The sequence below is a fragment of the Neobacillus niacini genome (assembly GCF_030817595.1).
GTDB classification, from domain to species: Bacteria; Bacillota; Bacilli; order Bacillales; family Cytobacillaceae; genus Neobacillus; species Neobacillus niacini_G.
In genome coordinates this window covers 1-26615 of record NZ_JAUSZN010000003.1, presented here as the reverse complement: position 1 = coordinate 26615, position 26615 = coordinate 1, and the positions used below count along the sequence as shown (strand labels likewise).

Sequence of the window (26615 nt, the reverse complement as noted above, 5' to 3'; positions counted from 1 at the left end):
GCATTTAGCATACGGTCTTATTTTTGGACAATTATTGGCTTATTTTTGTTGTAAGGCGGTCACAATTTCCTCAAGTTTCATTCCTCTTGAAGCCTTTACCAGAACTAAGGTATGGTTGTTTACATGCTGCTTCAACACTTCAATCAACTCATTTTTATCCGTAAAGGAGAATACTCTCTCTTTACCTAGACTGGTTCGTGCACCTTCCGCCATATGTTTCGATAACTTTCCAAAGGTAAACAGCAAATTTATTTTATCTGGATTCAATCCCTCACCGATTTGCAGATGATATTGTTCTTCTTGAGGCCCTAATTCAAGCATGTCACCTAGGACTAAGATGATATTCTCATATCCCTTTAGATTTGATACTAGTTCAATCGCAGCCATCATCGAGGTTGGACTGGCATTATAGGCGTCGTTAATAATTTTTTCCCCATGACTCCCTTCCACTAGCTCCATCCGCATATTCGTTAGCTTAACGCGGGTTAAACCTTCATTCATTTTTTCAAATGGCACATCAAAGTAATGAGCAATGATCATCGCGGCAAGAGCATTTAATATATTATGTGTACCCAATACAGGAAGTTCGAAACTTTCTGAGGACTTATTGATTTTAAACATATTTCCTTGATCTAACTGGACAATTTCAGTAGGAAAAAAGTCATTTCTGTCCGTTCTACCAAATGTTTGCAGGTTAACATTTCCTTTATATTTATTAATTCGTTCCATTAGAAGGGGCTCATCACCATGAAGCACCGCCAAACCACCGTCTTTAAGGCCTTGTAAAATTTCTAGCTTTGCCTCGGCGATTCCTTCTCTTGATCCTAGGTCAAGAAGATGAGACTCACCGATATTGGTAATCACAACTGCGTCCGGAGAAGCAAGTTTTGTAAGGAATTCAATTTCCCCCCTGCCGCTCATACCCATTTCTAAAACAGCAATCTCCGTATCGTCATCCAGACCTAAGACTGTTAAAGGCAATCCAATATGGTTATTATAATTCCCTTCTGTTTTTTGAACTTTATAAGTAGTGGATAGCAAGGAATACGTCATATCTTTTGTCGTGGTTTTCCCATTACTTCCTGTAATTCCAACTACTTTGACTTGTAACTGTTTGCGATATTCTCTCGCCAATTCTTGTAATGCGACTAAGCAATCCTCAACAATAAGAATCGGTAAATGGAGGGGTGGGTTCGGTACATCGCTCTGCCAAAGTGCGGCGGCTGCTCCTTTTTTCAAAGAATCCTCTACAAATTTATGACCGTCTGAGTTTTCCCCTTTAAAAGGAATAAACAAGTTTCCCATTTCAATTTTTCTAGAATCGATTGAAACACCCGTGATTTCTGTATCGGCAAATGAGGTAATCTCATTTTTGACAGATATCATATCTGATATCTGCTTTAAGGTTTTTTTTATCATGTCAATCCTCCAGTTGGTTGGGAATTTTAATAAAGACACGGCACCCAGCCGTGTCATTGTAATCTAGAAGGTATATTTAATATTTTGCTTCTCGGCATGGCGTTCTTTTGCAAGGTCTACCAATGTTTCAATTAATTGTGGGTACTCAACACCTGTATGCTTCCATAACAGCGGGAACATGCTAAATGGCGTGAAGCCCGGCATTGTATTTACTTCATTAATTAAGGCCTTACCGTCCTTAGTTAAGAAGAAATCTGCACGTACAAGACCTGAGCAATCTAACGCTTTAAAAGCCTGAATTGCCATCTCTTTAATTTGTAGATACTCTTCTTCGGTCACATCCGCAGGTATGATTAAAGCGGTATCACCATCTTCATATTTCGCTTTATAATCATAAAAATCCTTCTTCGGAACAATTTCACCTGCAATCGAACACTTTGGCTCATCGTTTCCAAGGATACCTACTTCGATTTCACGGGCGGTAACACCTTCTTCTATGATTACTTTTCGGTCAAATTGAAATGCTTCTATAAAGGCTGCTTCTAATTCCGTTCTATTTGTACATTTACTAATTCCAACACTTGAGCCTAAGTTTGCCGGCTTTACAAAACAAGGGTAGCCTAGTTGCTCTTCTACTTTTGCATAAACCGACTCTCTTGCCTTTTCCCATTCCGTTCGAATGAAGGCTACATAATTTACTTGCGCGAGGCCAGCTTGTGCAAACACATTTTTCATCATAACTTTATCCATACCCGCAGCGGAAGCCAATACACCATTGCCGACATATGGCAGGTTTAACAATTCCAATAATCCTTGAACCGTCCCATCCTCGCCATTTGGTCCATGGAGCAGTGGGAAAATAACGTCTAATGGTTCGTTATTTTGTTTTTCACTATTGCTGAAAAGAGTTGGTGCCAATGATAAAGGCGATAACTGGTTTTCATTTGAAAATTCTAGTGCCTGGACATTTTCTGCTGGAGCAGTTAGCTGTGGTCCCTTTATCCACTGACCTTCTACATTTATGTAAATCGGATGAATTTCAAATTTTTCAAGATCGAGCGCCTTAATGACCGCAAGTGCTGTTTGTAACGATACTTTATGTTCAGCGGATTTACCGCCGTATAATAAACCAATTTTTGTTTTCATACTAAACCTCCATTTTCGCATTCACGATTTTATTTTATCACTTTTATTATTTTATGAAACCTACAGCTTGGCTAAAAACTACCGATTACACTAACATAAAGAAAATCTCTCCAGAGAAATGGAGAGATTAAATAACGGTAAGCTTCCATTCTTTTGTTTTTTTATCAAAGATGATTTTGGCATGACAGTTCTCGCTTGAGATTTGTTGATATTCCTCGTACATATCATCCATTGAGGCAAAATCACCTATTACCCAAATTGGGATTTCCAGCTTGTTGCGCTGATGATCGACATCCCGTAAAGAAATACAGATACCTTCTTTTATAAAAGGCGTTAAGGATAGGAGAATTTCCTTATTAATAGGTGGATATGTACGTTTCTTTCTTAGCCCTAAAAGTGTCTTTTCTAGTTTTAATTCTCCCAATTTAATGGAAAGTGCATAACTTAAAAGATGAAAAAAGTCCTTAAAACTTCGATAATATACTTTATTAAAGAATCCATCATCGTGCGCCAAATAAACAAAACGGTTTCCAAGCTTATTATAAAACGGCAGTTTTAAATGCTGCTTTTGGTGTCCCAAATATAATAATTCCGCGATTTCCTGTCCTGTTAGTTCATTTAATCCTTCTTCTTCAACAAAGTCAATCCAGCAAAAATCACCGTAGCCATATATATCATCAGCAGCAAGCTTATTGATTCTCTCGTCCGGACAATATTCAAGCAGAGTATGCATATTAAAATCACCGTCTTCAAAGTGATGTTTTAATAACAACAAATGATTCATTGTTCCCGAAAAAGCAGCAGCAAATTCGGCAAATTCAATACCGTAAGATAGTACATACTGATCATTTTGATTTAAGTGGACATAGACGAGATCCTGTATGTCTTGATGATGCTTTTTCAAAGCAAACTCCTCCGATCAGGAAAATAAAATCTATGATAATGAGAAAAAGTACTCATTTAGGTGCTAACCATTATTAACCAATCTTCCACTATTTTATCATTAATAGTCCAAATAGCTTATTTCAATTCTTTTACAATTCAAAAGATATTTGTGATACTTTTGAAACAGTTAGCTTGATTACCATGTGAATAACACATACTAGTTTTAAACTCGATACTAGTATTAACTGCAGGATTATCAACAAATCATTTTTTACATACATGTATAGAGAGATTAAAACGCACCGTTAGGAAGGAGCGTGCAGCACATGATTAAAGATATGACGCAAGACGAAATAACTCTCCATATTATTAAATTGTTGAAAGAAAACAAAAAGACTGACTTTATAACGATCCTCGAAGAATTGCAGCCCTATGATACAGCAAAAATATATGAAGATTTGCCAGAAAAGCATAAACTCCGTTTTCTTTTATTTTTAAACAATGAAGTCCTTGCTGACCTGATGCAGGAACTTGAAAAAGAAGAACAACTTGAGGTGTTAAATAAGCTTGGAATTGAGAAGTCCAGCAAGGTCCTCGATTTAATGGACAACGATGATTTGGCCCTTCTCTTAGATGAACTGTCACCAGAGAAAAAAGAGTCACTGCTCTCCGGTATGAAGGTGGAAGAGTCTAAAGCCGTTACCGATATCATGAATTACCCTCCTGAAACAGCAGGAAGATTGATGACCAATCGCTTTGTTTGGATTCGAAGTTACTATACCGTTAGAGAAGCAGTCGAAAAGTTAAAAACGTTTGCTGAGTTTGCTGAATCTATTAATTACCTATATGTCGTCGATGAACAGAGAAAGCTGGTTGGTGTTGTTTCTTATCGCGATTTACTGTTGGCAGATATTGATGAAAAAATAAATAATATTATGTATGAACGGGTCATTTCAGTTTCTGTCACCACGGACCAAGAGGTAGTGGCACGAATGACGGAACGATACGACTTTCTAGCGATTCCCGTAGTGGATGAGAGTAAGATGCTTGTCGGTATTGTAACCGTCGATGATATTATTGACGTCGTTATTAAAGAAGCAAATGAGGATATAGAAAAATTATCAGCTTCTGGGAAATCGATTGACTTTGATACAAAGACATTTGTTGCAGCTGCAAGGAGGCTTCCATGGCTGATTTTGCTTTTATTTATAGGGCTCATATCTGGCAGCATTATCTCAAGCTTTGAAAATACATTGGAGCAGGTAGTCGCCATAGCCTTTTTTATGCCAATGATTGCAGGAATGACCGGTAACACCGGTACTCAATCACTAGCTGTTGTTGTAAGAGGACTTATTACTCATGATATTGAAAAAGGAGTCATCCTACGTTTAATTACCCGTGAATTGGGTGTCGGTGTGACAATCGGGATTACCTGTGCCATCCTAATATCGATCATTGCTTATGTATGGCAAGGAAGCTTTATCTTAGGTGCGGTAGTTGGTGTTTCACTTTTCTTTACGCTCGTTATTGGCACCCTTGCAGGTACAATTATCCCCTTGATTTTATTTCGATTAAATATTGATCCAGCCGTGGCATCTGGTCCGTTAATTACGACGATTAATGATATTTTTTCATTACTCACTTACTTTGGAATTGCAACGATGTTCCTTAACTATCTCATGTAACACGGTCCATTAGGCCGTGTTTTATTTTTTGAAACATATTCTTTTGAAGAATCGTCATAATAGTAAAGCTCTTGTAATAAATTTCCTAAATATATTGTTACCAAATCTTTTCTTTGTTAGCATATCACTATATAAATAGAAAAATTGGGTGTGGCATATGGACAAACTCACAAAAAAAGTGGATCGCTTTGATTGGACGTTAACATTAATATTGTTTCTATTTTTTCTCGTTAGTTGCTTAGGAATTTATAGTGCACAAACATCTGGTCAGTACGATGAAAATTTCTTAGTCAAACAAACTTTCTGGTATGTGGTTGGCGCAGCGATCATTTCCATTACCATTCTTTTTGACAGTATTCAGTATAGGCGGCTTTCCTGGTATTTGTATGGATTTGGACTTATGTTACTCATTGGTATCCTTGCTGCCCCTGAAAGCATCGCTCCCATTAGAAATGGTGCCAAAAGCTGGTTTATTACACCTCTCGGTTCGATTCAACCATCAGAATTTGTTAAAACCTTTCTGATTTTAGCACTTAGCACTGTCGCAACTCAGCATCAAGAGAAATATCTTGAAAAAACATTTAAAAGAGATTTTTGGTTATTGCTTAAGTTAGTAATCACTACTTTTGTGCCAATCATCTTTATTATGAAGCAAAATGATTTAGGCACTTCTCTTGTCCTTTTGTCGATATTGGTAGGATTCATTTTAGTATCGGGGATCACATGGAAGATTATTTTACCTATCTTTAGTACCGGTGCTTCATTAGCTGTTTTCATTATTTATTTGGTCGTCCAAAGACCTGACATACTTGAAAAATATTTACATGTACAAGAATACAAATTTAATCGAATTTATGCATGGCTAGACCCGTTTAATCATTCAAGCAGCTCAGGCTATCATCTGTTGAAATCATTAAGTGCCATTGGGTCTGGACTGATAACTGGAAAAGGTTTTGGCAATCGAGAAGTGTATATTCCTGAAGGACACACAGATTTTATATTTAGTGTGATTGGAGAGGAATATGGGTTTGTAGGCGGCAGTATCGTTATCGGACTGTTCTTTCTATTAATTTATCACTTAATTAAAACGGCATTGGATACGAACGATCCGTTTAATACATATGTGTGTACTGGCATTATCTCTATGCTCACTTTCCATGTATTCCAAAATGTCGGCATGACCATCCAGGTGCTCCCGATTACAGGGATTCCTTTACCATTTATTAGCTACGGCGGAAGTTCATTAATGGGTAATATGTTTGCAATGGGAATCGTCTACAGCATTCGCTTCCATCATCGTAACTACATGTTCTCATCTTCAAGATCCTTAAGCAGCTAAATGAAGAGCAGCGGCATATTCCGCTGTTTTTATTTGTTTGGCTGTGTTAAGGAAAATTTATGGTTTTTCCCACTGAGTTGATTGGAGCGGAAGGCACGAAGACTCCTGCGGGAGGACGGGGCTGGGGAGACCCCACAGGCGCTTCAGCGCCGAGGAGGCTCCCCGGACCGCCCGCGGAAAGCGAAGTGCCTCGTGACAGGCAAAGATCGCCTGTCCCTGCGGTGATTATCCGAAGAAGCTTTCCTTAGTGGAGCGCAAATCAACGGACAATTTTAACACAGCCATTCCTTTATTTATGAATCTGTTATAAACTTAAAAAAGCAAAAAACATTTACAAAAGTGAAGGTGGACTATGAAAGAATTTATTTTCTCTGTTTTAGAGTTCTTATCAGAGTTAGGATACTTCGGAATTGCACTAGGGTTAATGATAGAAGTTATTCCAAGCGAAATAGTCTTAGGGTATGGCGGTTATATGATTTCTGAGGGGATCCTCGGATATCCTGGCGCGGTCATTGCAGGAACAATTGGTGGAACCCTGGCACAGTTATTTCTCTATTGGGCTGGTTATTACGGTGGACGTCCATTCCTAGAAAAATACGGTAAGTATGTTTTTATTAAAAAGAAGCAAATTGACCTATCTGAACAATGGTTTCGGAAATATGGAGTCGGCGTCATTTTCTTCGCGCGATTTATTCCAGTTGTCCGACATGCGATATCCATTCCTGCTGGGATTGCTAAAATGTCTGCGACAAAATTTACTCTTTATACGGTAGCAGCCGTTATTCCTTGGACCATCCTATTCCTTTATTTAGGACATGCGTTAGGGGAAAATTGGTCGCATATTAAAGAATATGCTGCGCAGTATACGATGCCTATTATTATCGGAGCCGTTATTCTTGGTGTCATTTATTTCTTAATAAAGAAAACAAAGAAAACAACTACTGATTGATTACAGTGGTTGTTTTTTTGTCATCAAAGCTTTATTTGACAATTAAACAGGTTAGAAAATAAAATAGACAAGATACATGTTTTTTTGTCGGAAACAATAGATTTAAGTCGAAAGGATTGATACTTTGAAAAAGTTTGGTTTAGCGTGGCAAATTTTAGTCGGATTAATCCTCGGGATTGCTGTAGGTGCGATTTTTTACGGAAACCCTGAGGTGCAAACATATTTACAACCAATTGGTACCATCTTTATCCGCTTAATAAAAATGATTGTCATCCCAATCGTAGTTTCTTCTCTAATTGTTGGGGTTGCTAGTGTAGGCGATATTAAAAAGCTTGGGTCTTTAGGCGGTAAAACGATTCTTTATTTTGAAATTATTACTACCATTGCAATTATTATCGGATTAGGTGCAGCCAACCTATTTCATCCTGGTACTGGCATTGATATGGAACACTTGAGCAAGAAGGATATTGGCGGCTATGTTTCTACAACAGAACAAGTGGAAACCCACAGCTTCGCAGATACATTTGTTAATATTGTCCCTCAAAATTTATTTGAATCACTCGTAAAAGGAGATATGCTTGCAATTATTTTCTTTTCTGTCTTCTTTGGCCTAGGGGTTGCAGCTATTGGTGAGAAGGGAAAACCAGTGTTAGCCTTTTTCCAAGGAACAGCTGAAGCCATGTTTTATGTGACAAATCAAATCATGAAATTTGCACCCTTCGGTGTTTTTGCTCTTATCGGTGTAACGGTTTCCACCTTTGGGGTTTCGTCATTAATTCCTTTAAGCAAATTAATTTTTACGGTATACGGAGCGATGGTCTTCTTTATTCTAGTCGTATTAGGATTTGTTGCTAAGCTAGTCGGTGTTAATATTTTTAACCTATTCCGTATTCTTAAAGATGAATTAATTCTTGCTTATTCAACAGCAAGCTCTGAAGCAGTTCTCCCTAAAGTAATGGAAAAAATGGAGCGCTTTGGCTGCCCTAAGGCCATCACAGCCTTCGTGATTCCGACAGGGTATTCATTTAACCTAGACGGGTCTACCCTTTATCAAGCATTAGCAGCGATTTTTATCGCGCAAATGTACGGCATTGATCTTTCCCTTAGCCAGCAACTATCGCTTATGCTTGTACTAATGGTAACGTCAAAAGGGATTGCCGGGGTTCCTGGTGTATCGTTCGTTGTTTTATTAGCTACCTTGGGAACGGTTGGAATACCGCTTGAAGGCTTGGCGTTTATTGCTGGTATCGATCGTATTTTAGATATGGCACGAACGGTGGTAAATGTCGTTGGAAATTCACTTGCTGCGGTTGTCATGTCAAAATGGGAAAAGCAATATGATACAGAAAAAGCTAAGAAATATATAAATGAAGTAAAGCAAGCAAAGCCTGCTATTCAATAAATATTGAGAAAAGAGCCATAAAATAAGGCTGCTTGGAGTAAACTCCAGGCAGCCTTATTTTTAAAGCATAATGCTCGTTATTGCCGCTGTTAATAAGCTTACGAGTGTTGCTCCATATAGTAATTTTAATCCAAACTTTGCTACTTGATTTCCCTTCGCCTCATTAAGACCCTTAACTGCACCCGTAATAATTCCAATCGAGGAGAAGTTTGCAAACGATACAAGAAACACTGATATAATGCCAACGGTGCGACTTGATAGAGAGTCTGAAATCTTTGCTAAATCCATCATCGCCACAAATTCATTTGATAATAATTTGGTTGCCATAATCGTACCGGCTTCAACCATATCGACTTGTGGAATTCCAACGATAAACGCAAGCGGTGCGAAGATATAACCTAAAACCATCTGGAAGCTAATGCCGAAAATGGCTTCAAATATATGGTTAATCATGCTAATTAAAGCAACAAAACCGATTAGCATGGCTCCCACAATAATAGCCACCTTGAACCCATCCATAATATATTCTCCAAGGACTTCGAAGAATGTTTGTTTTTCTCCTTCTTGAATATCAATTATGTCTTCCTCCGCTGTAACTTCATAGGGATTAATAACATTTGCAATCATAAATCCGCCAAATAAGTTTAATACCAATGCGGTAATCACATATTTCGGATCGATCATCGTCATATATGCCCCTAATATTGAGGCAGATACCGTTGACATCGCGGACGTACATAAAGTATAAAGGCGGTGCTGGGGTATATAAGGAAGCTGTTTTTTTACCGAGATAAATACCTCAGATTGACCGAAAACTGCAGATGCAACAGCATTATAGGATTCCAATTTACCTAAACCATTTACCTTACTTAATACAATTCCAAGATAGCGTATGATAATTGGAAGGATTCTAATATGCTGAGCAATCCCGATTAACACAGAAATAAACACGATTGGCAGCAGTACATTTAAGAAAAATGGTCCAGCACCTTCATTCGCCATTCCTCCAAATACAAAGTTAATTCCCTCTGCTGCGTAGCTTAAAAGATGGTCAAACAATGTAGAGACAGCTGTAATAATGACAAATCCAACCTCAGTATTAAGCAGCAAAAAAGCAAAAACGAGCTGCAGTACAAGCATAGTGACAAGCGGTTTAACCTTAATCCTTTTCTTATTGTTACTTACGATATAGGCTAACAAAAAGATGATAACGATTGCAGCTAGAAACAGTAAATACTTCAAACAAATTCCTCTCCTGTTCTTGATGTTCTATCAATTATGTAAAGAGATAGAATATACTATTAATTTCGACAAATATTGACATTATTAAAAATACAAAAATGAGTATAATGGTAACGGTTACCTCTGTCAATTGAATATAAGATAGTAGTAAAATTCAGGTTTTTCACTTTTTTATTATTCCACCCCTTCTTTTTACTACTCTTTAGGCAAAAAAAATCCACCCTTATAGGTGGATATTAACTAACTGATCTATTTATTCTTTCGAGTTTCAATAACACGTTTCATAGCTTGAATATGTCCAAGGTGCAAAGTCTCGTGGAATAGAGCAAAATTAACGAGCTCACCAAAGGTTTCCTGACCAAGCAATGGCTCTTTTAATTTTACGCTGAGGCTTTCAACCGGAATTTCCTTCATTCTATTTAATTGGTCTTTTAGCTGAGTCACTAAGACCGAAACAGAAGGAACATCCCCTTTCCAGTCAGCTGGCTTTGTCCCTCTTGCAAATAGTTCCATATAGTTTGCCGGTAAATTGGTTGAATTTTTTGTAAAACCAAATACCAAAGTCTCTGTCGCTGTTAACACATGTCCAACATGCCAATGAATGTGGTTGTTAAATCCTTCAGGTTGTACGTCAACTATACTCTCGTCAACACCATCCACATTCTTAATAAAGAAACTTCTTGCTAACTCCATATTATTTAGCAAAAGTTGACTCATCTTCTAATTCCTCCTCTTTTCTCCCGTACACCTCATCATTTTATACCAAATTAACCCATTCATTAAACTATTTTATCTTACATTTCCTCTGGAGCTTCAATCCCTAATAATCGCAAACCTTCCTTCAGAACAATCGTCACAGAATAGACAAGTGCCAAGCGGGCTTGTTGTTCAGCGTTGTCTTCAAGGATCTTAACATCGCCATAATATTTATTAAAGGCTTGTGCAAGGTCAATAATATATTTGGCAATTTGAGAAGGGTCAAACTGCTCATAAGCTCTTTTAATTGCACCTGAAAATTCAGTAAGCAGACTCACAACCTTCCATTCTTTTTCCCAAGAAGATGACGAGACTGGAACGGCTTTAGCTATCTCCCAGTTGCCTTTTCGTAAAATAGAGCACGCTCTGGCATACGTATATTGTACATAAGGGCCCGTTTCCCCTTCAAAACGCAGCATTTCCTCTAGTGAAAATTCGATATCATTCATTCTAAAATTCTTTAAGTCATGGAACATGACCGCCCCTACCCCGACCTGTTTAGCCACGGTATCCTTGTTTGTGAGGTTAGGATTTTTTTCCTCAATATTATGTCTGGCCATAGCGATTGATTCGTTTAGGACTTCCTCTAATAAGACGACCTTCCCTTTTCTTGTCGACATCTTCTTTCCATCTTTAAGCATCATTCCGAACGGAATATGGACCATCTTGCTTGCCCATGAGTATCCCATCTTTTCTAACACAGCCATTAACTGTTTAAAATGAAGACTCTGTTCATTACCGACAACGTACAATGACAGATCAAAATCATAGTTTTCTTTACGGTATAGGGCTGCTGCCAAATCACGCGTGGCGTAAAGGGTAGCTCCATCGGATTTTTTTATTAAGCATGGAGGAAGTCCTTCGTCTATAAGTTCAACCACTTGAGCCTGATCAGATTCTACTAACAATTGTTTTTCCTCCAGCAGCTTGACGATACGATCCATTTTATCGTTATAAAATGCTTCCCCTGCAAAGGAATCAAATTGGACATTCATCAATTCATAAATTCTTGAAAACTCTTTTAAGGACTCATCACGGAACCACTGCCATAGCGAAGTGGCTTCCTCATCACCGTCTTCAAGTTTTTTAAACCAGTTTCTTCCCTGTTCCACAAGTGAAGGATCACTTTCTGCTTCATCGTGAAATTTAACATATAGCGTTAATAATTCCTTAATAGGGTTCAGTTTTACCTTCTCTGCTTCTCCCCATAGTTTATAGGCGGTAATGAGTTTACCAAACTGAGTGCCCCAGTCGCCAATATGGTTAATTCGGATGGATTTATATCCACATTTTTCTACAATAAATGCTAAAGAGTTACCAATAACGGTTGAACGCAAATGGCCCATTGAGAATGGCTTAGCGATATTAGGAGATGAAAGGTCAATGGTTACAGGGCGATTATTTCCAATGTTTAAAGCGCCATACTTCTCCTGTTGCTTGAAAATTTCAGCTATCGTATCTTCTGAAACTAATTTTTTATTTAAGAAGATGTTGATATAAGCTCCGACTACTTCCACCTTCTCAATCATTGGTGATTGGATCTTTTCACTTAACTCTTGAGCAATACTATTTGGTGATTTTCTTTTTATCTTTGCTAATGTAAAACAAGGGAAGGCTAAATCACCGTGCTGTTGATTTTTTGGTTTTTCGATTAGCACTTCCAATTCCTTCACTTGGATTTCATGGTCTAGTGCTTCAAATAATATCTTTGCAAACTCCTGTTTATACTTCATATTTATAACCTCCATTTTATCTCTTTAAGAAAACAAAAACTCCCGTCTCTATGTTGAAGAGACGAGAGTTAACTCGCGGTACCACTCTACTTGTTCTAATAGAACCAGCTTGGCTTGATAACGGAGGACTACTCCGGTTTGCCCTACTGCTTTCAGACAAACATCTCAAAAGTGCGCTTCATCCTCTGTTTCGTATCAGGCTCACACCATCCCTGACTCGCTTTGACTCTTCCCAGAGAACTACTCTCTTTTTCACTGATTTTTCCGACATGATTGTAGTTATTATACTGGATAAAAAAGGATTTATCTAGTAGAAGCTGATTATTTTTCAAATTGGGCATCCTACCCACAAAGGAGGGATATCATGGCCAGAAGAAATAGAAATAAAATCCTCGTCCCTGAGGCAAGAAATGGACTAGACGCATTAAAAGCAAAGGTCGTTCAGACACAAGATCCTGAAAATGCCAAATTTGAAGCCGCCGAGGAAGTCGGTGTTCCTTTAAAGAAAGGTTACAATGGCCAGCTCACATCACATGAAGCTGGTAAGGTCGGCGGCAGATTAGGCGGAAGCATGGTCCGTGAGCTTGTTAAAATGGCACAGGAAAATATGGCTAAAAAAAGGTAAGCAGTGTACTCCCACTGCTTACTTAGGACCCAGTGGATCGATAGTGCCTGACCCCAATTTGCCAGACGAGAAAACAAGGAATAATAAAGAGACTGCCTGCCAGTGGGGTCAGCATATAAAGTATCTCATCTCCCCGTGTTTTTCCAAGAATGAACATCAAAGGAAGGTAATTTACAGTACCAAAAGGGATGACATAGGTAAATATTCGAGCTATCCATTTTTGATAAATATTTAACGGATATTGAGCCATCTCTCTGCCGCCATCCGTAAAGATATTTGCCACTTCCAGACCCTGAACTGTCCAAAAACACATAGTAGCAGCAAGCATATAGATACCTGTGAATATTAATACCCCGCTAGTAATCATAAAAAGCAGGGTCACTGCCTTAACTAAACTCCATTCTACGGGGAGATTAGCCAAAGCCCAAATGAGCACGATACTGCTTTGAAGCAGCCTGCCTATGCGTGTGAATTCAAATTTTGACCCAAGGACTTGAAGGAAGGTGCTCCGTGGTCGTACAAGAACTCTGTCAAAATCCCCCTTTATGATTAAACTCGAAAAAGTATCAAATCCGCGCGCAAAACATTCGCTTAATGAAAAAGCCAAATGAATCACAGCAAAACATAGTGCAACTTCGAAAAACTCCCAGCCTTTTATTTGCCCAAATCGTTCAAACAAAAAGTATAGTCCGGCAAAAACCGAGAAAGGGATGAAAAACTGCCCAATCGACAAAAGCCAAAATGATGTTCGGTATTGCATTTGGGATTTAAATAAAATCAGCAAATACTTAAAATAAAGACTCATCTTCCATTATCCCCCCTGTACAACTACTCTTTTTAATACGCTGTTAAGCGCTAATCTTCCTAACCATAGGAGCGCAAGAAGATATCCTAGTTGAATGAAAACACCTATTATGGCGTCACTTTGTGCGATATGACCAGAATAAACTCGGAACGGAAAATCAGCTGTCCAACGAAATGGCAGGACATAAGCAACTTTTTGCAGCCACAGAGGCATTAGTGGAATGGGAATAATCAAACCAGCAAAAAATTCTCCCGTAACTCCGAATAGTAAAAGTGAACCCATTGGAGATAAAGTTATAAAAACAGAAATATATAAGAACATTGAAATGGCTACTAAGAGTAATAAGCCCAATAAAAGAGTAATGACAAATAATATGAAAGTTATTGCATTTAGAGGCAGTGGCATGTTGTAGGGCTTTGGTAAAAAAAACGCCACCAGCAGGATGGGATAGCAGCGTAATAGTGCACTGGATAACCGCTGTGCGAGAAGTTTTGCATACCAAAATCCATATAAATCGGTGGGCCGGCAAAGTTCATAGGCAATATTGCCGCTTGTTATGAGGTCAAATAATTCGTTATCACGAAACCAAAGCATAATAAATGCCAGGAACGCCTGCTGCAGCCAAATATATGTAATTAATTCTTTTAATGAAATGGGCGGTGTTATGGATGTATGTTCGTAGAATGCTTCAAAAACCATAATCGAAATAAATCCCCAGAAGAATTGGGTCGCTACTCCAGCGAGTGCAGCAGACCGATACTGCATACCAATTAACAGCCTTAATTTAAGTACCGAAGCATATACTTTCATATTTGGAACTCCTTATAAAGCTGGACGATGATATCTTCGATTGGCTGTGATTCGATCGTCACATCTAATAGGTCTACCTTTTTGGATAGTTGTGTAATAACGTCTGAGGTTAGGATTTGTTCTGTATCAATGCTAAGGACAGCATGTTCCGGCGACCAGTGGATGATGGAGGTCCCAGGTATATCTATAGAATTGGAATTTTTACGATAGTCTGCCGTAATCGTTTTATGCGTTCCAAAACGTTTTCTCAATTCTTCTAATTTTCCATCATAGAGTAAACTGCCTTTACCAATTAAGATTACACGGTTGGCTAATGCCTCAATATCATTCATATCATGGGTAGTCAGGACCACCGTTACGCCCTTTTCTTGATTTATGGTCTTGATAAACTGGCGGACTGCTATTTTCGAAACCGCATCGAGCCCAATGGTCGGTTCATCTAAAAATAGAATCTGAGGATTATGTATAAGTGAAGCGGCTATTTCACAGCGCATTCGCTGGCCTAAACTAAGCTGCCTGACAGGAGAGTTGATGATGTCTTGTAATTCTAATGTTTCAATGAGCAGGTCTAACGTAGCTTTATATTCTTGTTGTGGGACATAGTAAATATCCTTCAATAGCTCAAATGAATCGATCACCGGAACATCCCACCAAAGTTGCGAGCGCTGACCGAAGACGACTCCTATATTTTTAACATACTCAACCCGGTTCTTCCATGGCGTAAAGCCCATAATACCGCACTTTCCCCCATCAGGAACTAAAATGCCGCTCATGATTTTTATCGTTGTCGATTTTCCGGCACCATTTGGTCCAATGTAACCTACAATTTCACCGGGCTCAATCGTGAAAGTGATGTCCTTTAGGGCCTCCACAATCGTATGCTCCCGGTAAAAAAGAGCCTTGGTGGCTTGGAGCAATCCAGTGGAACGCTTCGCTACTTTGAATGATTTTGTTATACCTTCTACCTTTATCAAATTTTCCCCTCCTTTTTTGTCACAGAGGAAAATAATATCACCTCATGGGGAAGAGTGTCAAGAATTTTCTAAATTATTTTTAGTTTAAATGTTAACAAAGTTTTCACGCATTTTATGCATTTACTTCTGTACTATTAATTTAGAAAGGAAGTGTAATATGTTCTTAAAATCTAGGACAGAATCAGATTTAATAAAATTATTAAGAATTCTAAACACAAGAATGGGCTTAACGGATGAAGAACTGAAGCAGTATTATATCAGAAGAAGGGATATGAAGGGGAAGTGGCGTTTGACTTGTTGACGGCGGCAAGCCTCAATAATGAAATCCTTATTTTAAACGATTTATCGCTCGAAATAAACCAATCAAAATTTCAATTAGATTCCACTTTGATTATTCAAGATACAATCATCCCCTGTGAAGTAAAAAATTTTGAAGGTAATTATTTTTATAAGGATGGTGAATTTTATCTATGTGGTGCTAAAAATCCAATCAATAACCTTTGCACCAGGTAAAGAGAGCTGAAACTTTGCTCCAGCAATATCTCAAAAAAAATGGGTTTCATTTTCGAATTCTTCCCTATCTAATATTTATCAATTCTAACTTCTCCTTATATCAATCTCCACAAAACGATTCGATTATTTTTCCTCCACAGCTAAATAACTTTATGGAAAAACTCAACTCAAGACCATCAAACCTAAATGGGATGCAGCGGAAACTTGCTGACAAACTAATAGAGGATCACAAAATTGAATCTCCTTATCCAAAATTACCTCCCTATAGTTACCATTCCCTTTAAAAGGGTTTAAATTGTGTTTTCTGTAACTCCTTTTTTATTCGTTGCGGCGACAGAAAAGCAACATGTAATGAGTGTGGATTTGAGGAGGAGGTTGAATCAGCTATATTAAGGAGTATACAAGAATTTAAGTTACTTTTTCCAAATCTAAGAGTTACGACTAATATTATTTTTGATTGGTGTATGGTGATAGAGTCTAGAAAAACAATAAGGAGAATCTTGCAGAAATATTATAAAGCTATGGGATGTAAGCAATGGACTTACTATGAGTGACCCAATTTTGCTTCTTTTTAAAGTTTTCGGGCTCTCATTCGCCTCATGAGTGCCCACTCTTCCTTTTTTTTGCCGTTCTCGTGCTCTCATCTTCCTAATCAAAACGAAAAAAAGACCCGATCCATCAAAAGTGGATACGGATCTTCCCTAAAAGCCTTACTCTACTGTCACGGATTTAGCGAGGTTACGTGGTTTGTCAACGTCACAATCACGGTGTAGTGCAGCGTAGTAGGCAAGAATTTGTAACGGTACTACAGAGATAAGTGGTGTTAATAATTCATGTACTTCCGGAATGACGAAGCTGTCTTCGTCCATGTTTAGACCCTTCATCGAAATGATGCATGGGTTTGCACCGCGGGCAACAACTTCTTTTACATTACCGCGAATGCTTAAGTTTACACTTTCTTGAGTAGCTAGTGCAATTACTGGTGTACCTTCTTCAATTAAAGCAATCGTACCATGCTTCAATTCTCCGCCAGCGAAGCCTTCCGCTTGGATATAAGAAATTTCTTTTAGCTTCAAGGCTCCTTCTAGGCCAACATAGTAATCAATTCCACGTCCGATAAAGAAGGCATTGCGTGTTACTGCTAAAAACTCTCTAGAAATATGCTCTATGATCTCTTTTGAATCGCAAAGGACTTCCATCGCATTTGCAACAAGACCAAGTTCATGAATAAGGTCAAAGCCAGGATCAAGATTACGGCTCTTTGCTGTTACCTCTGCTAAAATTGCTAAAACAGCTAATTGAGCTGTATACGCTTTGGTAGAGGCAACTGCGATCTCAGGTCCAGCGTGCAGCAATAGAGTATGATCTGCTTCACGAGAAAGAGTTGAACCAGGCACGTTTGTAATCGTTAAAGCTTGATAACCCTTTTCTTTAATATTAACAAGAACGGCACGGCTATCCGCAGTCTCACCACTCTGAGAAATAAAGACGAACAATGGTTTCTCAGAAAGAAGTGGCATGTTATAGCCAAACTCACTAGAAATATGAACTTCAACAGGAATTTTAGCCATTTTTTCAATGAACTGCTTTCCAACAAGCCCTGCATGATAAGATGTTCCAGCCGCAATAATGTACACTCGATCAGAGTTATTCATGGCATAGATGATCTCCCGATCAATTGTTAATTCACCCTGATCATTTTGGTATGCTTGAATAATCTTACGCATAACAGCAGGCTGCTCATCAATCTCTTTTAACATGTAATGAGGGTATGTTCCCTTTTCTATGTCACTTGCATCTAGTTCTGCAATGTAAGATGTACGAGTAACAGTTTCCCCGGCAAGGTTTTGAATGGTAACATCGTTCTTTGTAACGATTACGATTTCTTTATCCATTAGCTCAACGTACTCATTCGTAACTTGAAGCATCGCCATTGCATCACTTGCTACAACATTAAAGTCTGAACCTAATCCAACAAGTAATGGACTTTTGTTTTTTGCAACGAAAATTGTATCACTGTTTTGTTCGTCTAATAATGCAAGGGCATAGGAGCCGTGTAACAGACCCAAAGTCTTACGGAAAGCTTCTAATACTTCTAAGCCCTCATGTACAAATTTTTCAACCATTTGTACAATGACTTCTGTGTCCGTTTCGCTAACAAATGTAACATCCGCTAAATATTCGCGCTTTAAAAGATCATAGTTTTCAATTACTCCGTTGTGAACTAATGTAAAACGTCCAGATGCACTTTGGTGTGGATGGGAGTTTGTTCTACTTGGTACCCCATGAGTAGCCCAGCGTGTATGTCCAATTCCGATGTTGGCCATTACGTTCAAGTCTACGATCTCACGTAAATCAGCAATACGTCCCTTTTCCTTAAAAACATGAACCCCATTTTCGTTCATCACAGCAATACCTGCCGAGTCATATCCTCTATATTCGAGCTTTTCTAAGCCTTTTAGTAAAATTTCTTTCGTATCATTTAATCCAATATATCCAACAATTCCACACATTTTTTCTTTTCCTCCCTGATATAGGGGGCAAGAATGCTTTTGGAGGCTCACCTTGCCCCCTTATCTCTGTTTTGAAAGGTATCTGTATATACCTTTTTACTTTTTGTTGCTATTTTTAGTATGCGCATTTCCTTCTCTTTGTGCACCAAGTTGCCTCGATGTTTTAAAGAAGAAACAATCGGTTGTGCGTTCAACCGGGAGGTATCCGCCGAACATTCGATAAACCTCCTCCTCGTCAACTAACCCACCTTGGTTAGTTCAGGCGCTTTTGAAATACGTTGTGTTTTACTATCCTCCTTTTCCATTTTTTTGCTTTGAAAAAACAAAGCAAGTTAATCGTAACTGATGATCCAAAATTCGTCAACTAAATAATAAAAGGTAAAGATGTTTTACTTTACCAATTATATAATAAAATATGCATAAGGGTCCCGTTAAGTTCCCTTATGCATACGTAGTTGTATCTCTATTCTTTTAATTCCATTTCTGCCTTTACTACAGAAACAATTCGATCTACATAGGCTTCGCACAATTCTTCTGTTGGTGCCTCTGCCATTACTCGAACAAGTGGTTCTGTACCAGATGGACGAACAAGGATACGTCCGTTTCCATTCATTTCTGCTTCTACCTGCTCTATAATCGCTTTTACCTTTTCATTATCCGTCACATGGTGTTTATCTGTTACGCGAACATTAACAAGCTTCTGAGGGAATTTTTTCATATCTGCTGCTAATTCAGATAATGTTTTCTTCGTTGCTTTCATAATATTAACTAATTGCAATCCCGTTAATAAACCGTCTCCAGTTGTATTGTAATCCAAGAAAATGATGTGTCCGGATTGTTCACCACCAAGATTAAACCCATTTTTCTTCATCTCTTCCACCACGTAGCGGTCACCGACTGCTGTTGGTACACTTTGAATCCCGAGTACTTCGAGACCTTTATAAAATCCTAAATTACTCATTACAGTGGAAACGATTGTACTATGTTTTAGACGACCATGTTCTTTCATGTACTTACCACAAATAAACATAATTTGGTCTCCATCGACGATATTACCCTTTTCATCAATCGCAATTAAACGGTCTCCGTCACCATCAAAAGATAGGCCTACATCGGCACCCTTCTCTTTGACCATTGCCGCTAATGCTTCTGGATGTGTGGACCCAACTCCAGCATTAATATTAATGCCGTTTGGTGAAGCACCCATTACTGAAATATCCGCATCCAAATCAGCAAATAAATGTGTAGCAAGAGAAGATGTAGCTCCATGAGCACAATCTAAAGCAATATGAATACCAGAGAAATCTTCATCCACTGTATTCTTCAAGTATTGCAGGTACTTTTGTCCGCCCTCAAAATAATCCATGACCTGACCAAGATCTGCACCAACTGGTCTAGGTAATTGATCATCTGTCATATCAATTAATTCTTCAATTTCATATTCCTGCTCATCAGAAAGTTTAAATCCATCAGGCCCGAAAAATTTAATCCCATTGTCTGCCACCGGATTATGGGAAGCAGAAATCATTACTCCCGCCTCAGCACCCAGCGCTTTAGTTAAATAGGATACACCTGGTGTTGAAATCACACCCAAGCGCATTACCTCTGCACCAATTGAAAGTAATCCAGCTACCAATGCCCCTTCTAGCATATGCCCAGAAACACGGGTATCACGACCAATCAGCACCTTTGGTCTGTCTTTATCCTTTGTTAATACAAACCCACCAAAACGCCCAAGCTTAAATGCTAGTTCAGGTGTTAATTCACTATTCGCCACTCCGCGGACGCCATCGGTACCAAAGTATTTTCCCATTATCAAAATCGCTCCTTATCATGTATACTGCTATGTTTTATGTGTTGTCTTTCGTTATTGTAATTTTGGCTGACGATTTATCAGGTTGCCAATTTACATTCGGTGGCCCATCGACTTGAATCGGAACATTATGATTACCCTCTGTAAAACCTGTTAAATCAATGAAAATATTGAAGTTGTTTGGTCCAAGATCTGTAGCTTGTGCATCTGTGCCAAAGACTAATAAATTTACTAACTGGTTGGAAGGGTCATTTATTACCGCTTGGTATTCTTCTGATAACCCCCTAATGTTTATAGGGATACCTGATACAGTGGTCTCTTCCTCTTTTTTAACCACAACGGTCACCTCTACTGTTTCAGGTGTTACCTTTGTTATGCCATTTGAGATAATTACTGGCAGAGTAATCGTTGTATTTTCACTAATCTTACTTACGTCGACTTCGACTCGGACATTATCAGTATCTTTCAGTACATCGTCTGTACCTGAAATTACTGCTTCTTTTACATTCAAATCGATTGATTCAATCGTGACTCCTTCTTGTGGTGTTCCTTTTTCAACGATGTTAATCGGTACTGTTTTATCATTGCTTTTTATTGGAATAGTGACCTCTACTGTTGCCGGCTCTACTACTACATTCAGTTTATTTAAGTCTTTATCTAGTACTTGTACCTGGGCCTCTCTTGAGACTGTACTATCAAGAAGATCCTTACCTTCAAGCGCTGCCTTAACATATGTAATTCGGTCGATTACATCCTTCGCACCTGTAATTTTAACCTTCTTAGGTTTAACAGTAGGTTGTCCCGCTGAATAACCATCTTTTATCAAGTCACTATTAAATTCAGCCTCTACCGTAAATTCAGTTGTTACTTTTTCCTGCACTGCAACAGTTACAGAACTTGGCTTAATTGTTGCTTTTAATTTATCAGATAACCCGCTTACTTCGAATTTCACCTTTTGATTACCTATATTGGCATTGGTTAGATCTACAAAAACCTCAAAGTTTTTTAAAGCCTTTGCTGACTTAACATGAGGCATTGGACCTTCGATGGTTACTTCTACCGTGTCGGGAATTCCTGAAACTACGAGATTTTCGGTGTCATAATAAGCTTTTACTGGAATATCTGCTAAGGTTTCTGTGGTATTATCCCCTGGTACATTTATTTCTGTGGTTTTCCCCCCTGAATTTGGGACCGCAGAATAAAGTAGTATGGCCAATAATAACGCCAGTATTTTAATAAACCAGGGATTATCCATCAGTTTATCCATTATTCTTTCCCCTCCAGTTCCAACGAGCTGAAGAAGCCGGTTTTACTTTCGTATTTGTGATTAGTAAATCATGAGAAATCAATTCTTTAAATGCGTCTAAAGTTAAATTTCGATGCAGCTCCCCATTTTTGGTTAAAGAAATATTTCCGGTTTCTTCAGAAACCACTACCGTAATACTGTCTGTGACTTCACTTATTCCTAAAGCAGCACGGTGTCTTGTACCAAGCTCCTTTGAGATAAAAGGGCTTTCGGATAAGGGAAGATAACAAGCAGCGGCGGCTACATTATTTTTTTGAATAATTACAGCGCCATCATGCAGTGGTGTATTTGGAATAAAAATATTTATGAGTAATTCAGAAGAAATTTTTGCATCTAGTGGGATACCTGTTTCTATGTAATCACTCATCCCTGTTTCCCTTTCAATGGAAATCAAGGCACCTATGCGCCGTTTTGCCATATAGTCTGTGGCCTTAACAATCGCTTCGACCATTTTCTCTTGCTCCTCATCATCCGGGCCATTGGTTCGTGAAAAAAACCGTCCTCTGCCTAATTGCTCAAGGGCTCTCCGAAGTTCAGGCTGAAAGATAATAATAATAGCTAGGAATCCCCAATCAATTGCCTGCTGCGTTAACCAACTCAGCGTATTAAGACCAAAAAACTCACTAACAACTCTTATAAGGAGAATAACAACAATTCCTTTTAATAATTGTACAGCTTTTGTTCCTTTAATTAGGTTTAACAGTTTATAAATGACCCACGAAACAAGGAGAATATCAACAATACTAGCTAAATACTTCCATATAGTAAAATCCTCAAAAAACGGCATTGTTTTTCCTCCGTAAATTTGTCTAACTAATAACCTATTTATTATAACATAAATTACACATGTACTTATTATTAATCATTCTTACTGATATCATGAAAAAAGAAATCACTCACTAGGAGTGACTTCTTACTATTATTCTTCACCATCATTAAAGATATCAATGACCTCAAAAGCTGTCCTTTTCATGTGATACCAGATCCAATCGAAGACTTCATTCACCTCTTCTATTTGACCAGTAACATTTCCAGCAGATGCTAAGTACTGTTCCCCATTAATGACAGTCACATCGCCTTGTACTTCACCTTCAATTCTTAACTCTCCGTTGCGGACGATGACATCACCTTTAACTACTTCCCCTTCCGGGACAATCACAGTACCGTTCTCAACTACCAAATTCTCTTGTTTTGAAACAGAAAATTCTCGATCTTGGTTCCAAGTTGATATTAGACTTCCTGTCATTAAAACGATAAATAATGACGCAGCAGCAATTAACGGATGATTACGTAACCACCTTTGCATGCCAACCTTTTTCTTTTCCTTTGGCAAGCTGGCCATTACCTTCGTTGTAAAATTTGGCGGTGCCTGCATTCTTGAAGTTCCTTTTACAACCGCAATAGTCCTCTTATATTCATTGAACAGTGTCTCACAGTCCTTACAGCTTTTGAGGTGGTCTCTTAAAATCATCTCATTTTCTGGGTCAATTTCTTCATCTAAATATTCATGCATTAACTCAACGATTTTTTCATCACACTTCAACGTGTTCACCTCTTATCACACATAACGTAATTGTTGACGTAACGCCTCGCGCCCACGATGGATCCGCGTTTTAACTGTGCCTAACGGCAAATCAAGAATTTCACTTATTTCATTTAAAGACAACTCTTCAATATACTTTAAAACAATAACAGATCTGTATTTCTCAGGAAGCTTTAAAATTTCCTTATGAACAGTATCCTGAAGTTCAAGACTTTCTAACTCAATTTCTGGCAAGGGGGAATTGGATGCCAATTGTGAGTACATCGTGAGGCCGTCCGTTCCCGACACTTCTGCATCAAGATAGTAATCTGGCTTTTTCTTTCTTATCCTGTCTATACACAAATTTGTTGCAATCCGAAATAACCAAGTCGAAAACTTTAGATCCTGATTAAATGATTTGATATTAACATATGCACGGATAAAGGCTTCCTGTGCAATATCTTCTGCTTCATGGCGATTTCCCAGCATTCGATAACCTAGCTGATAAATACTATTACTATAAATCTCAACAATTTCAGCAAAAGCATCTTGATCGCCTTTTATTACCTGTTTAATTCTTTTTTTTATAAGGGCTTCCATCTATTCTTCTCAGCTCCAATACAGCTATACAATCTTACGAATTAATAGCAAAAAGGTTTCAATATAAATAATTTCTTTCTTACACACTTTTTATATTAACAAATATTAACTATTTTGGATAAAAGGAAGCTTAAAAGTTTTTTACTGTGGGAAGGAATAGCGGAAGGAATAATAACAGCAGCTTTCATGGAAAGCTGCTTGTTTAATAATTATAATAATTTTTCACCGAACAGGGAGCCCATCAGTTCAACAGCCGCCCTTGCTGTTTTATTCTTTTCATCTAGTATAGGATTAACTTCCACAAATTCTGCTGAGGTAATAATCCGCGCTTCTTCAAGCATCTCCATTGCCAAATGACTTTCACGATAACTAATACCGCCCATAACCGGAGTTCCTACACCTGGGGCATCATTTGGATCTAATCCATCTAAATCTAGGGATAAGTGAACACCATCTGTTCTTTCTTTTAGATAGGCAATTGTTTCCTCCATCACTTTTGCCATCCCAAGCCTGTCAATCTCATGCATGGTATAGACTTTTATGCCTTTTTCTTTAATTAGGATTTTTTCACCTTCATCAAGAGATCTTGCGCCGATGATAACCACGTGCTCTGGTTTTACCTTTGGGGCATATCCTCCGATATTTGTTAAAGAACGATGACCAATTCCTAGGCTTGCTGCTAATGGCATACCATGTATATTTCCTGAAGGCGAGGTTTCTGCCGTATTCAAATCACCATGTGCATCATACCAGATAACCCCTAAGCTGGTGTAGTGCTTAGATACACCTGCTAAGGTTCCAATGGCAATGCTATGGTCTCCACCCAAAACAAGCGGAAATGAACCAGAAGCAATCACTTCGTCCACCTTTTCAGCTAGCAAGGTGCTTTTTTCGGCTACAAGATCTAAATTCCGTAAGTTAGATTCTTTATCGATCACCACTTCGGGTCTTCCAATCGGAATGTCCCCCATGTCATGAATTTCATCAAATAGTGGTTTCAGTCTTTCATTTATCCCTGCATACCGGATAGCACTAGGTCCCATATCAACTCCCCGTCTCATTTGACCTAAATCCATCGGCATTCCAATTATAGATAGCTTCCTCATACTCTACCTCCTACCCTTCATTAATACTATTTTAACCGCTTTCAGGGCAATGACTCAACTCGACAAAATTATGTATATATATACGAAGTTTGGTTTTATTTAAAGTGGTAGTTTTGGTTTAAGAAGAGGTAGTAGTTTGAAACGTAGTTGATTACTGTCATCATAGAAGCTGCATGGTTACCACTTTTCATTTTTTCTTTATTACGGTCACTTAACCAAAGCAAAAAATAAAAAAGCCTTAAATCCAAGTGATTTAAGGCGAAGTTTATATGTAGTGTAATGGTGGAGCCTAGCGGGATCGAACCGCTGACCTCCTGCGTGCAAAGCAGGCGCTCTCCCAGCTGAGCTAAGGCCCCATATGGAGCGGAAGACGGGATTCGAACCCGCGACCCCCACCTTGGCAAGGTGGTGTTCTACCTCTGAACTACTTCCGCTTTTCATAGATAAAGACCCGTAGAGATATATTTCTCTTGGGGCCAAATTGTAAATTGATGAGCCATGAAGGACTCGAACCTTCGACCCTCTGATTAAAAGTCAGATGCTCTACCAACTGAGCTAATGGCTCTTGGCTGGGCTAGCTGGATTTGAACCAACGCATGTCGCAGTCAAAGTGCGATGCCTTACCGCTTGGCTATAGCCCAATGTTTAGTACAATAAATAGTATGTCCAACATTAATTAAAAATATAAGTGGTGGAGGGGGACGGATTCGAACCGCCGAACCCGGAGGGAGCGGATTTACAGTCCGCCGCGTTTAGCCACTTCGCTACCCCTCCACTTATTGAAATTGCTTAAAATCCTGTCGAGGATTTTTGCATACTTCCAATGAATATAAATCAGGAAGTAAAAAAGCATGGTGCCGGCGAGAGGACTTGAACCCCCAACCTACTGATTACAAGTCAGTTGCTCTACCAATTGAGCTACCCCGGCACATTTTAAATATCATTTAATTAAAAATGGTGGAGGATGACGGGATCGAACCGCCGACCCTCTGCTTGTAAGGCAGATGCTCTCCCAGCTGAGCTAATCCTCCATATAAATGTGAATCAATTAACAAAAAAATGGTGACCCCTACGGGATTCGAACCCGTGTTACCTCCGTGAAAGGGAGGTGTCTTAACCACTTGACCAAGGGGCCATATAGAAAATAAGAAGGTAAGCTTCCAAGCGGGCTCGAACCGCTGACCTCTTCCTTACCATGGAAGTGCTCTACCTACTGAGCTATGGAAGCATAGCCAATATTCATAAAATAAAATTGGCTCCGCAGGTAGGACTCGAACCTACGACCGATCGGTTAACAGCCGATAGCTCTACCACTGAGCTACTGCGGAACAATATAAAGCCTGGCAACGTCCTACTCTCACAGGGACAAAGTCCCAACTACCATCGGCGCTGAGAAGCTTAACTTCCGTGTTCGGTATGGGAACGGGTGTGACCTTCTCGCCATTATTACCAGACCTATTTTTCTCAAAGAC

Annotated in this window: 21 protein-coding genes, 10 tRNA genes, 1 rRNA gene, 1 pseudogene and 1 other annotated feature; of the genes and pseudogenes, 6 read left to right on the top strand and 27 right to left on the bottom strand. The window is 38.8% G+C overall.

Annotated features, from left to right (window positions below):
• Positions 1-39: 39 nt before the first annotated feature.
• The 3 genes from QFZ31_RS33015 to QFZ31_RS33005 all read right to left on the bottom strand — a co-directional run bounded on the left by QFZ31_RS33015 (position 40) and on the right by QFZ31_RS33005 (position 3469).
• On the bottom strand, positions 40-1419 hold the full coding sequence (locus tag QFZ31_RS33015; RefSeq protein ID WP_307312343.1) for a UDP-N-acetylmuramoyl-tripeptide--D-alanyl-D-alanine ligase: 1380 nt from the start codon (positions 1417-1419) through the stop codon (positions 40-42).
• Positions 1420-1482: 63 nt separating this feature from the next.
• Positions 1483-2565: a D-alanine--D-alanine ligase gene (locus QFZ31_RS33010; protein ID WP_307312340.1), complete on the bottom strand. Its 1083-nt coding sequence runs from the start codon at positions 2563-2565 to the stop codon at positions 1483-1485.
• A gap of 127 nt (positions 2566-2692) precedes the next feature.
• Entirely contained in the window at positions 2693-3469 is a 777-nt protein-coding gene (locus QFZ31_RS33005; RefSeq protein WP_307312337.1) for a hypothetical protein, read from the bottom strand.
• Positions 3470-3776: 307 nt separating this feature from the next.
• Here QFZ31_RS33005 and mgtE point away from each other — a divergent pair, with 307 nt between their 5' ends.
• The 4 genes from mgtE (at position 3777) to QFZ31_RS32985 (ending at position 8825) form a co-directional block, all read left to right on the top strand.
• Positions 3777-5135 carry a magnesium transporter gene (mgtE, locus tag QFZ31_RS33000; protein WP_307312333.1) on the top strand — a complete coding sequence of 453 codons (1359 nt, stop codon included), beginning with the start codon at positions 3777-3779 and terminating at the stop codon, positions 5133-5135.
• Positions 5136-5292: 157 nt separating this feature from the next.
• The gene (locus QFZ31_RS32995; RefSeq protein WP_307312328.1) at positions 5293-6474 is read left to right on the top strand and encodes an FtsW/RodA/SpoVE family cell cycle protein; all 1182 of its coding nucleotides are present in this window, start codon (positions 5293-5295) and stop codon (positions 6472-6474) included.
• Between the two features lie 352 nt (positions 6475-6826).
• Complete coding sequence (locus QFZ31_RS32990) at positions 6827-7423, top strand: DedA family protein (RefSeq protein WP_306077508.1); 597 nt, start codon at positions 6827-6829, stop codon at positions 7421-7423.
• A 124-nt stretch (positions 7424-7547) separates the two neighbouring features.
• Positions 7548-8825, top strand: coding sequence for a cation:dicarboxylate symporter family transporter (locus QFZ31_RS32985; protein ID WP_307312323.1), 1278 nt, complete (start codon positions 7548-7550; stop codon positions 8823-8825).
• A 60-nt stretch (positions 8826-8885) separates the two neighbouring features.
• Here the strand turns inward: QFZ31_RS32985 and QFZ31_RS32980 are convergent, their stop codons facing one another.
• From QFZ31_RS32980 to argS, 3 genes are all read right to left on the bottom strand, one after another.
• Positions 8886-10067, bottom strand: a complete 1182-nt coding sequence (locus QFZ31_RS32980) for a NupC/NupG family nucleoside CNT transporter (RefSeq protein ID WP_307312321.1) — start codon at positions 10065-10067, stop codon at positions 8886-8888.
• A gap of 249 nt (positions 10068-10316) precedes the next feature.
• The gene (locus tag QFZ31_RS32975; RefSeq protein WP_307312318.1) at positions 10317-10784 is read right to left on the bottom strand and encodes a DinB family protein; all 468 of its coding nucleotides are present in this window, start codon (positions 10782-10784) and stop codon (positions 10317-10319) included.
• Between the two features lie 77 nt (positions 10785-10861).
• Positions 10862-12556 carry an arginine--tRNA ligase gene (gene argS, locus QFZ31_RS32970; RefSeq protein WP_307312315.1) on the bottom strand — a complete coding sequence of 565 codons (1695 nt, stop codon included), beginning with the start codon at positions 12554-12556 and terminating at the stop codon, positions 10862-10864.
• A 54-nt stretch (positions 12557-12610) separates the two neighbouring features.
• Positions 12611-12821 (bottom strand) — a binding site (T-box leader).
• A gap of 99 nt (positions 12822-12920) precedes the next feature.
• Here argS and QFZ31_RS32965 point away from each other — a divergent pair.
• Positions 12921-13181 (top strand): alpha/beta-type small acid-soluble spore protein, encoded by a 261-nt coding sequence (locus tag QFZ31_RS32965; RefSeq protein ID WP_307312312.1) that lies wholly within the window; start codon positions 12921-12923, stop codon positions 13179-13181.
• Positions 13182-13203: 22 nt separating this feature from the next.
• On the opposite strand, the gene QFZ31_RS32960 is transcribed toward QFZ31_RS32965, so the two are convergent.
• Genes QFZ31_RS32960 through QFZ31_RS32950 form a run of 3 tightly spaced genes read right to left on the bottom strand, consistent with a single transcriptional unit; the run spans position 13204 to position 15770 of the window.
• On the bottom strand, positions 13204-13986 hold the full coding sequence (locus QFZ31_RS32960; protein WP_307312309.1) for an ABC transporter permease: 783 nt from the start codon (positions 13984-13986) through the stop codon (positions 13204-13206).
• A 6-nt stretch (positions 13987-13992) separates the two neighbouring features.
• On the bottom strand, positions 13993-14796 hold the full coding sequence (locus QFZ31_RS32955) for an ABC transporter permease (RefSeq protein ID WP_307312306.1): 804 nt from the start codon (positions 14794-14796) through the stop codon (positions 13993-13995).
• Positions 14793-15770: an ATP-binding cassette domain-containing protein gene (locus QFZ31_RS32950; RefSeq protein ID WP_307312303.1), complete on the bottom strand. Its 978-nt coding sequence runs from the start codon at positions 15768-15770 to the stop codon at positions 14793-14795. The genes QFZ31_RS32955 and QFZ31_RS32950 overlap by 4 nt, the downstream gene beginning before the upstream one ends.
• A gap of 276 nt (positions 15771-16046) precedes the next feature.
• Between QFZ31_RS32950 and QFZ31_RS33935 the strand changes: the two are divergent.
• Positions 16047-16283: pseudogene (locus QFZ31_RS33935) on the top strand (nuclease-related domain-containing protein); the annotation flags it as partial.
• A gap of 710 nt (positions 16284-16993) precedes the next feature.
• Here QFZ31_RS33935 and glmS read toward each other — a convergent pair.
• From glmS to rrf, 18 genes are all read right to left on the bottom strand, one after another.
• Positions 16994-18796 carry a glutamine--fructose-6-phosphate transaminase (isomerizing) gene (glmS, locus tag QFZ31_RS32945; RefSeq protein WP_307312299.1) on the bottom strand — a complete coding sequence of 601 codons (1803 nt, stop codon included), beginning with the start codon at positions 18794-18796 and terminating at the stop codon, positions 16994-16996.
• A 463-nt stretch (positions 18797-19259) separates the two neighbouring features.
• Positions 19260-20609, bottom strand: a complete 1350-nt coding sequence (gene glmM / locus QFZ31_RS32940) for a phosphoglucosamine mutase (RefSeq protein ID WP_307312296.1) — start codon at positions 20607-20609, stop codon at positions 19260-19262.
• A gap of 37 nt (positions 20610-20646) precedes the next feature.
• A complete protein-coding gene (locus QFZ31_RS32935; protein ID WP_307312294.1) occupies positions 20647-21876 on the bottom strand; it encodes a YbbR-like domain-containing protein in 1230 nt (409 codons plus the stop codon).
• Positions 21869-22702, bottom strand: a complete 834-nt coding sequence (cdaA, locus tag QFZ31_RS32930; protein WP_179603673.1) for a diadenylate cyclase CdaA — start codon at positions 22700-22702, stop codon at positions 21869-21871. Before cdaA ends, QFZ31_RS32935 begins: the two co-directional genes overlap by 8 nt.
• Before the next feature lie 132 nt (positions 22703-22834).
• Positions 22835-23458 (bottom strand): anti-sigma factor family protein, encoded by a 624-nt coding sequence (locus QFZ31_RS32925; RefSeq protein WP_307312291.1) that lies wholly within the window; start codon positions 23456-23458, stop codon positions 22835-22837.
• Between the two features lie 15 nt (positions 23459-23473).
• Positions 23474-24037, bottom strand: a complete 564-nt coding sequence (gene sigW, locus QFZ31_RS32920; RefSeq protein ID WP_179603671.1) for an RNA polymerase sigma factor SigW — start codon at positions 24035-24037, stop codon at positions 23474-23476.
• Positions 24038-24246: 209 nt separating this feature from the next.
• Positions 24247-25143, bottom strand: a complete 897-nt coding sequence (gene rocF, locus QFZ31_RS32915; RefSeq protein ID WP_307312288.1) for an arginase — start codon at positions 25141-25143, stop codon at positions 24247-24249.
• A gap of 280 nt (positions 25144-25423) precedes the next feature.
• Positions 25424-25499 (bottom strand) — tRNA-Ala (locus tag QFZ31_RS32910).
• 3 nt (positions 25500-25502) lie between these two features.
• Positions 25503-25577, bottom strand: a tRNA-Gly gene (locus QFZ31_RS32905).
• Positions 25578-25635: 58 nt separating this feature from the next.
• Positions 25636-25708: transfer RNA gene (locus tag QFZ31_RS32900), tRNA-Lys, on the bottom strand.
• Position 25709: 1 nt separating this feature from the next.
• Positions 25710-25784 (bottom strand) — tRNA-Gln (locus QFZ31_RS32895).
• A 48-nt stretch (positions 25785-25832) separates the two neighbouring features.
• A tRNA-Tyr gene (locus QFZ31_RS32890) sits at positions 25833-25917 on the bottom strand.
• A 78-nt stretch (positions 25918-25995) separates the two neighbouring features.
• Positions 25996-26071 (bottom strand) — tRNA-Thr (locus QFZ31_RS32885).
• A gap of 27 nt (positions 26072-26098) precedes the next feature.
• Positions 26099-26174: transfer RNA gene (locus tag QFZ31_RS32880), tRNA-Val, on the bottom strand.
• A 29-nt stretch (positions 26175-26203) separates the two neighbouring features.
• A tRNA-Glu gene (locus QFZ31_RS32875) sits at positions 26204-26278 on the bottom strand.
• Between the two features lie 20 nt (positions 26279-26298).
• Positions 26299-26371: transfer RNA gene (locus tag QFZ31_RS32870), tRNA-Thr, on the bottom strand.
• A gap of 25 nt (positions 26372-26396) precedes the next feature.
• Positions 26397-26471 (bottom strand) — tRNA-Asn (locus QFZ31_RS32865).
• Between the two features lie 10 nt (positions 26472-26481).
• Positions 26482-26597, bottom strand: a 5S ribosomal RNA gene (gene rrf / locus QFZ31_RS32860).
• Between the last annotated feature and the right edge of the window lie 18 nt (positions 26598-26615).

Coding starts and splice junctions, on each gene's coding strand:
- QFZ31_RS32955 (WP_307312306.1), bottom strand. CDS start 14,796: ATGAAAGTATATGCTTCGGTACTTAAATTAAGGCTGTTAATTGGTATG.
- QFZ31_RS33010 (WP_307312340.1), bottom strand. CDS start 2,565: ATGAAAACAAAAATTGGTTTATTATACGGCGGTAAATCCGCTGAACAT.
- glmS (WP_307312299.1), bottom strand. CDS start 18,796: ATGTGTGGAATTGTTGGATATATTGGATTAAATGATACGAAAGAAATT.
- QFZ31_RS32975 (WP_307312318.1), bottom strand. CDS start 10,784: ATGAGTCAACTTTTGCTAAATAATATGGAGTTAGCAAGAAGTTTCTTT.
- QFZ31_RS32965 (WP_307312312.1), top strand. CDS start 12,921: ATGGCCAGAAGAAATAGAAATAAAATCCTCGTCCCTGAGGCAAGAAAT.
- QFZ31_RS32990 (WP_306077508.1), top strand. CDS start 6,827: ATGAAAGAATTTATTTTCTCTGTTTTAGAGTTCTTATCAGAGTTAGGA.
- QFZ31_RS32995 (WP_307312328.1), top strand. CDS start 5,293: ATGGACAAACTCACAAAAAAAGTGGATCGCTTTGATTGGACGTTAACA.
- QFZ31_RS32960 (WP_307312309.1), bottom strand. CDS start 13,986: ATGAGTCTTTATTTTAAGTATTTGCTGATTTTATTTAAATCCCAAATG.
- QFZ31_RS32935 (WP_307312294.1), bottom strand. CDS start 21,876: ATGGATAAACTGATGGATAATCCCTGGTTTATTAAAATACTGGCGTTA.
- glmM (WP_307312296.1), bottom strand. CDS start 20,609: ATGGGAAAATACTTTGGTACCGATGGCGTCCGCGGAGTGGCGAATAGT.
- QFZ31_RS33015 (WP_307312343.1), bottom strand. CDS start 1,419: ATGATAAAAAAAACCTTAAAGCAGATATCAGATATGATATCTGTCAAA.
- sigW (WP_179603671.1), bottom strand. CDS start 24,037: ATGGAAGCCCTTATAAAAAAAAGAATTAAACAGGTAATAAAAGGCGAT.
- rocF (WP_307312288.1), bottom strand. CDS start 25,143: ATGAGGAAGCTATCTATAATTGGAATGCCGATGGATTTAGGTCAAATG.
- mgtE (WP_307312333.1), top strand. CDS start 3,777: ATGATTAAAGATATGACGCAAGACGAAATAACTCTCCATATTATTAAA.
- cdaA (WP_179603673.1), bottom strand. CDS start 22,702: ATGCCGTTTTTTGAGGATTTTACTATATGGAAGTATTTAGCTAGTATT.
- argS (WP_307312315.1), bottom strand. CDS start 12,556: ATGAAGTATAAACAGGAGTTTGCAAAGATATTATTTGAAGCACTAGAC.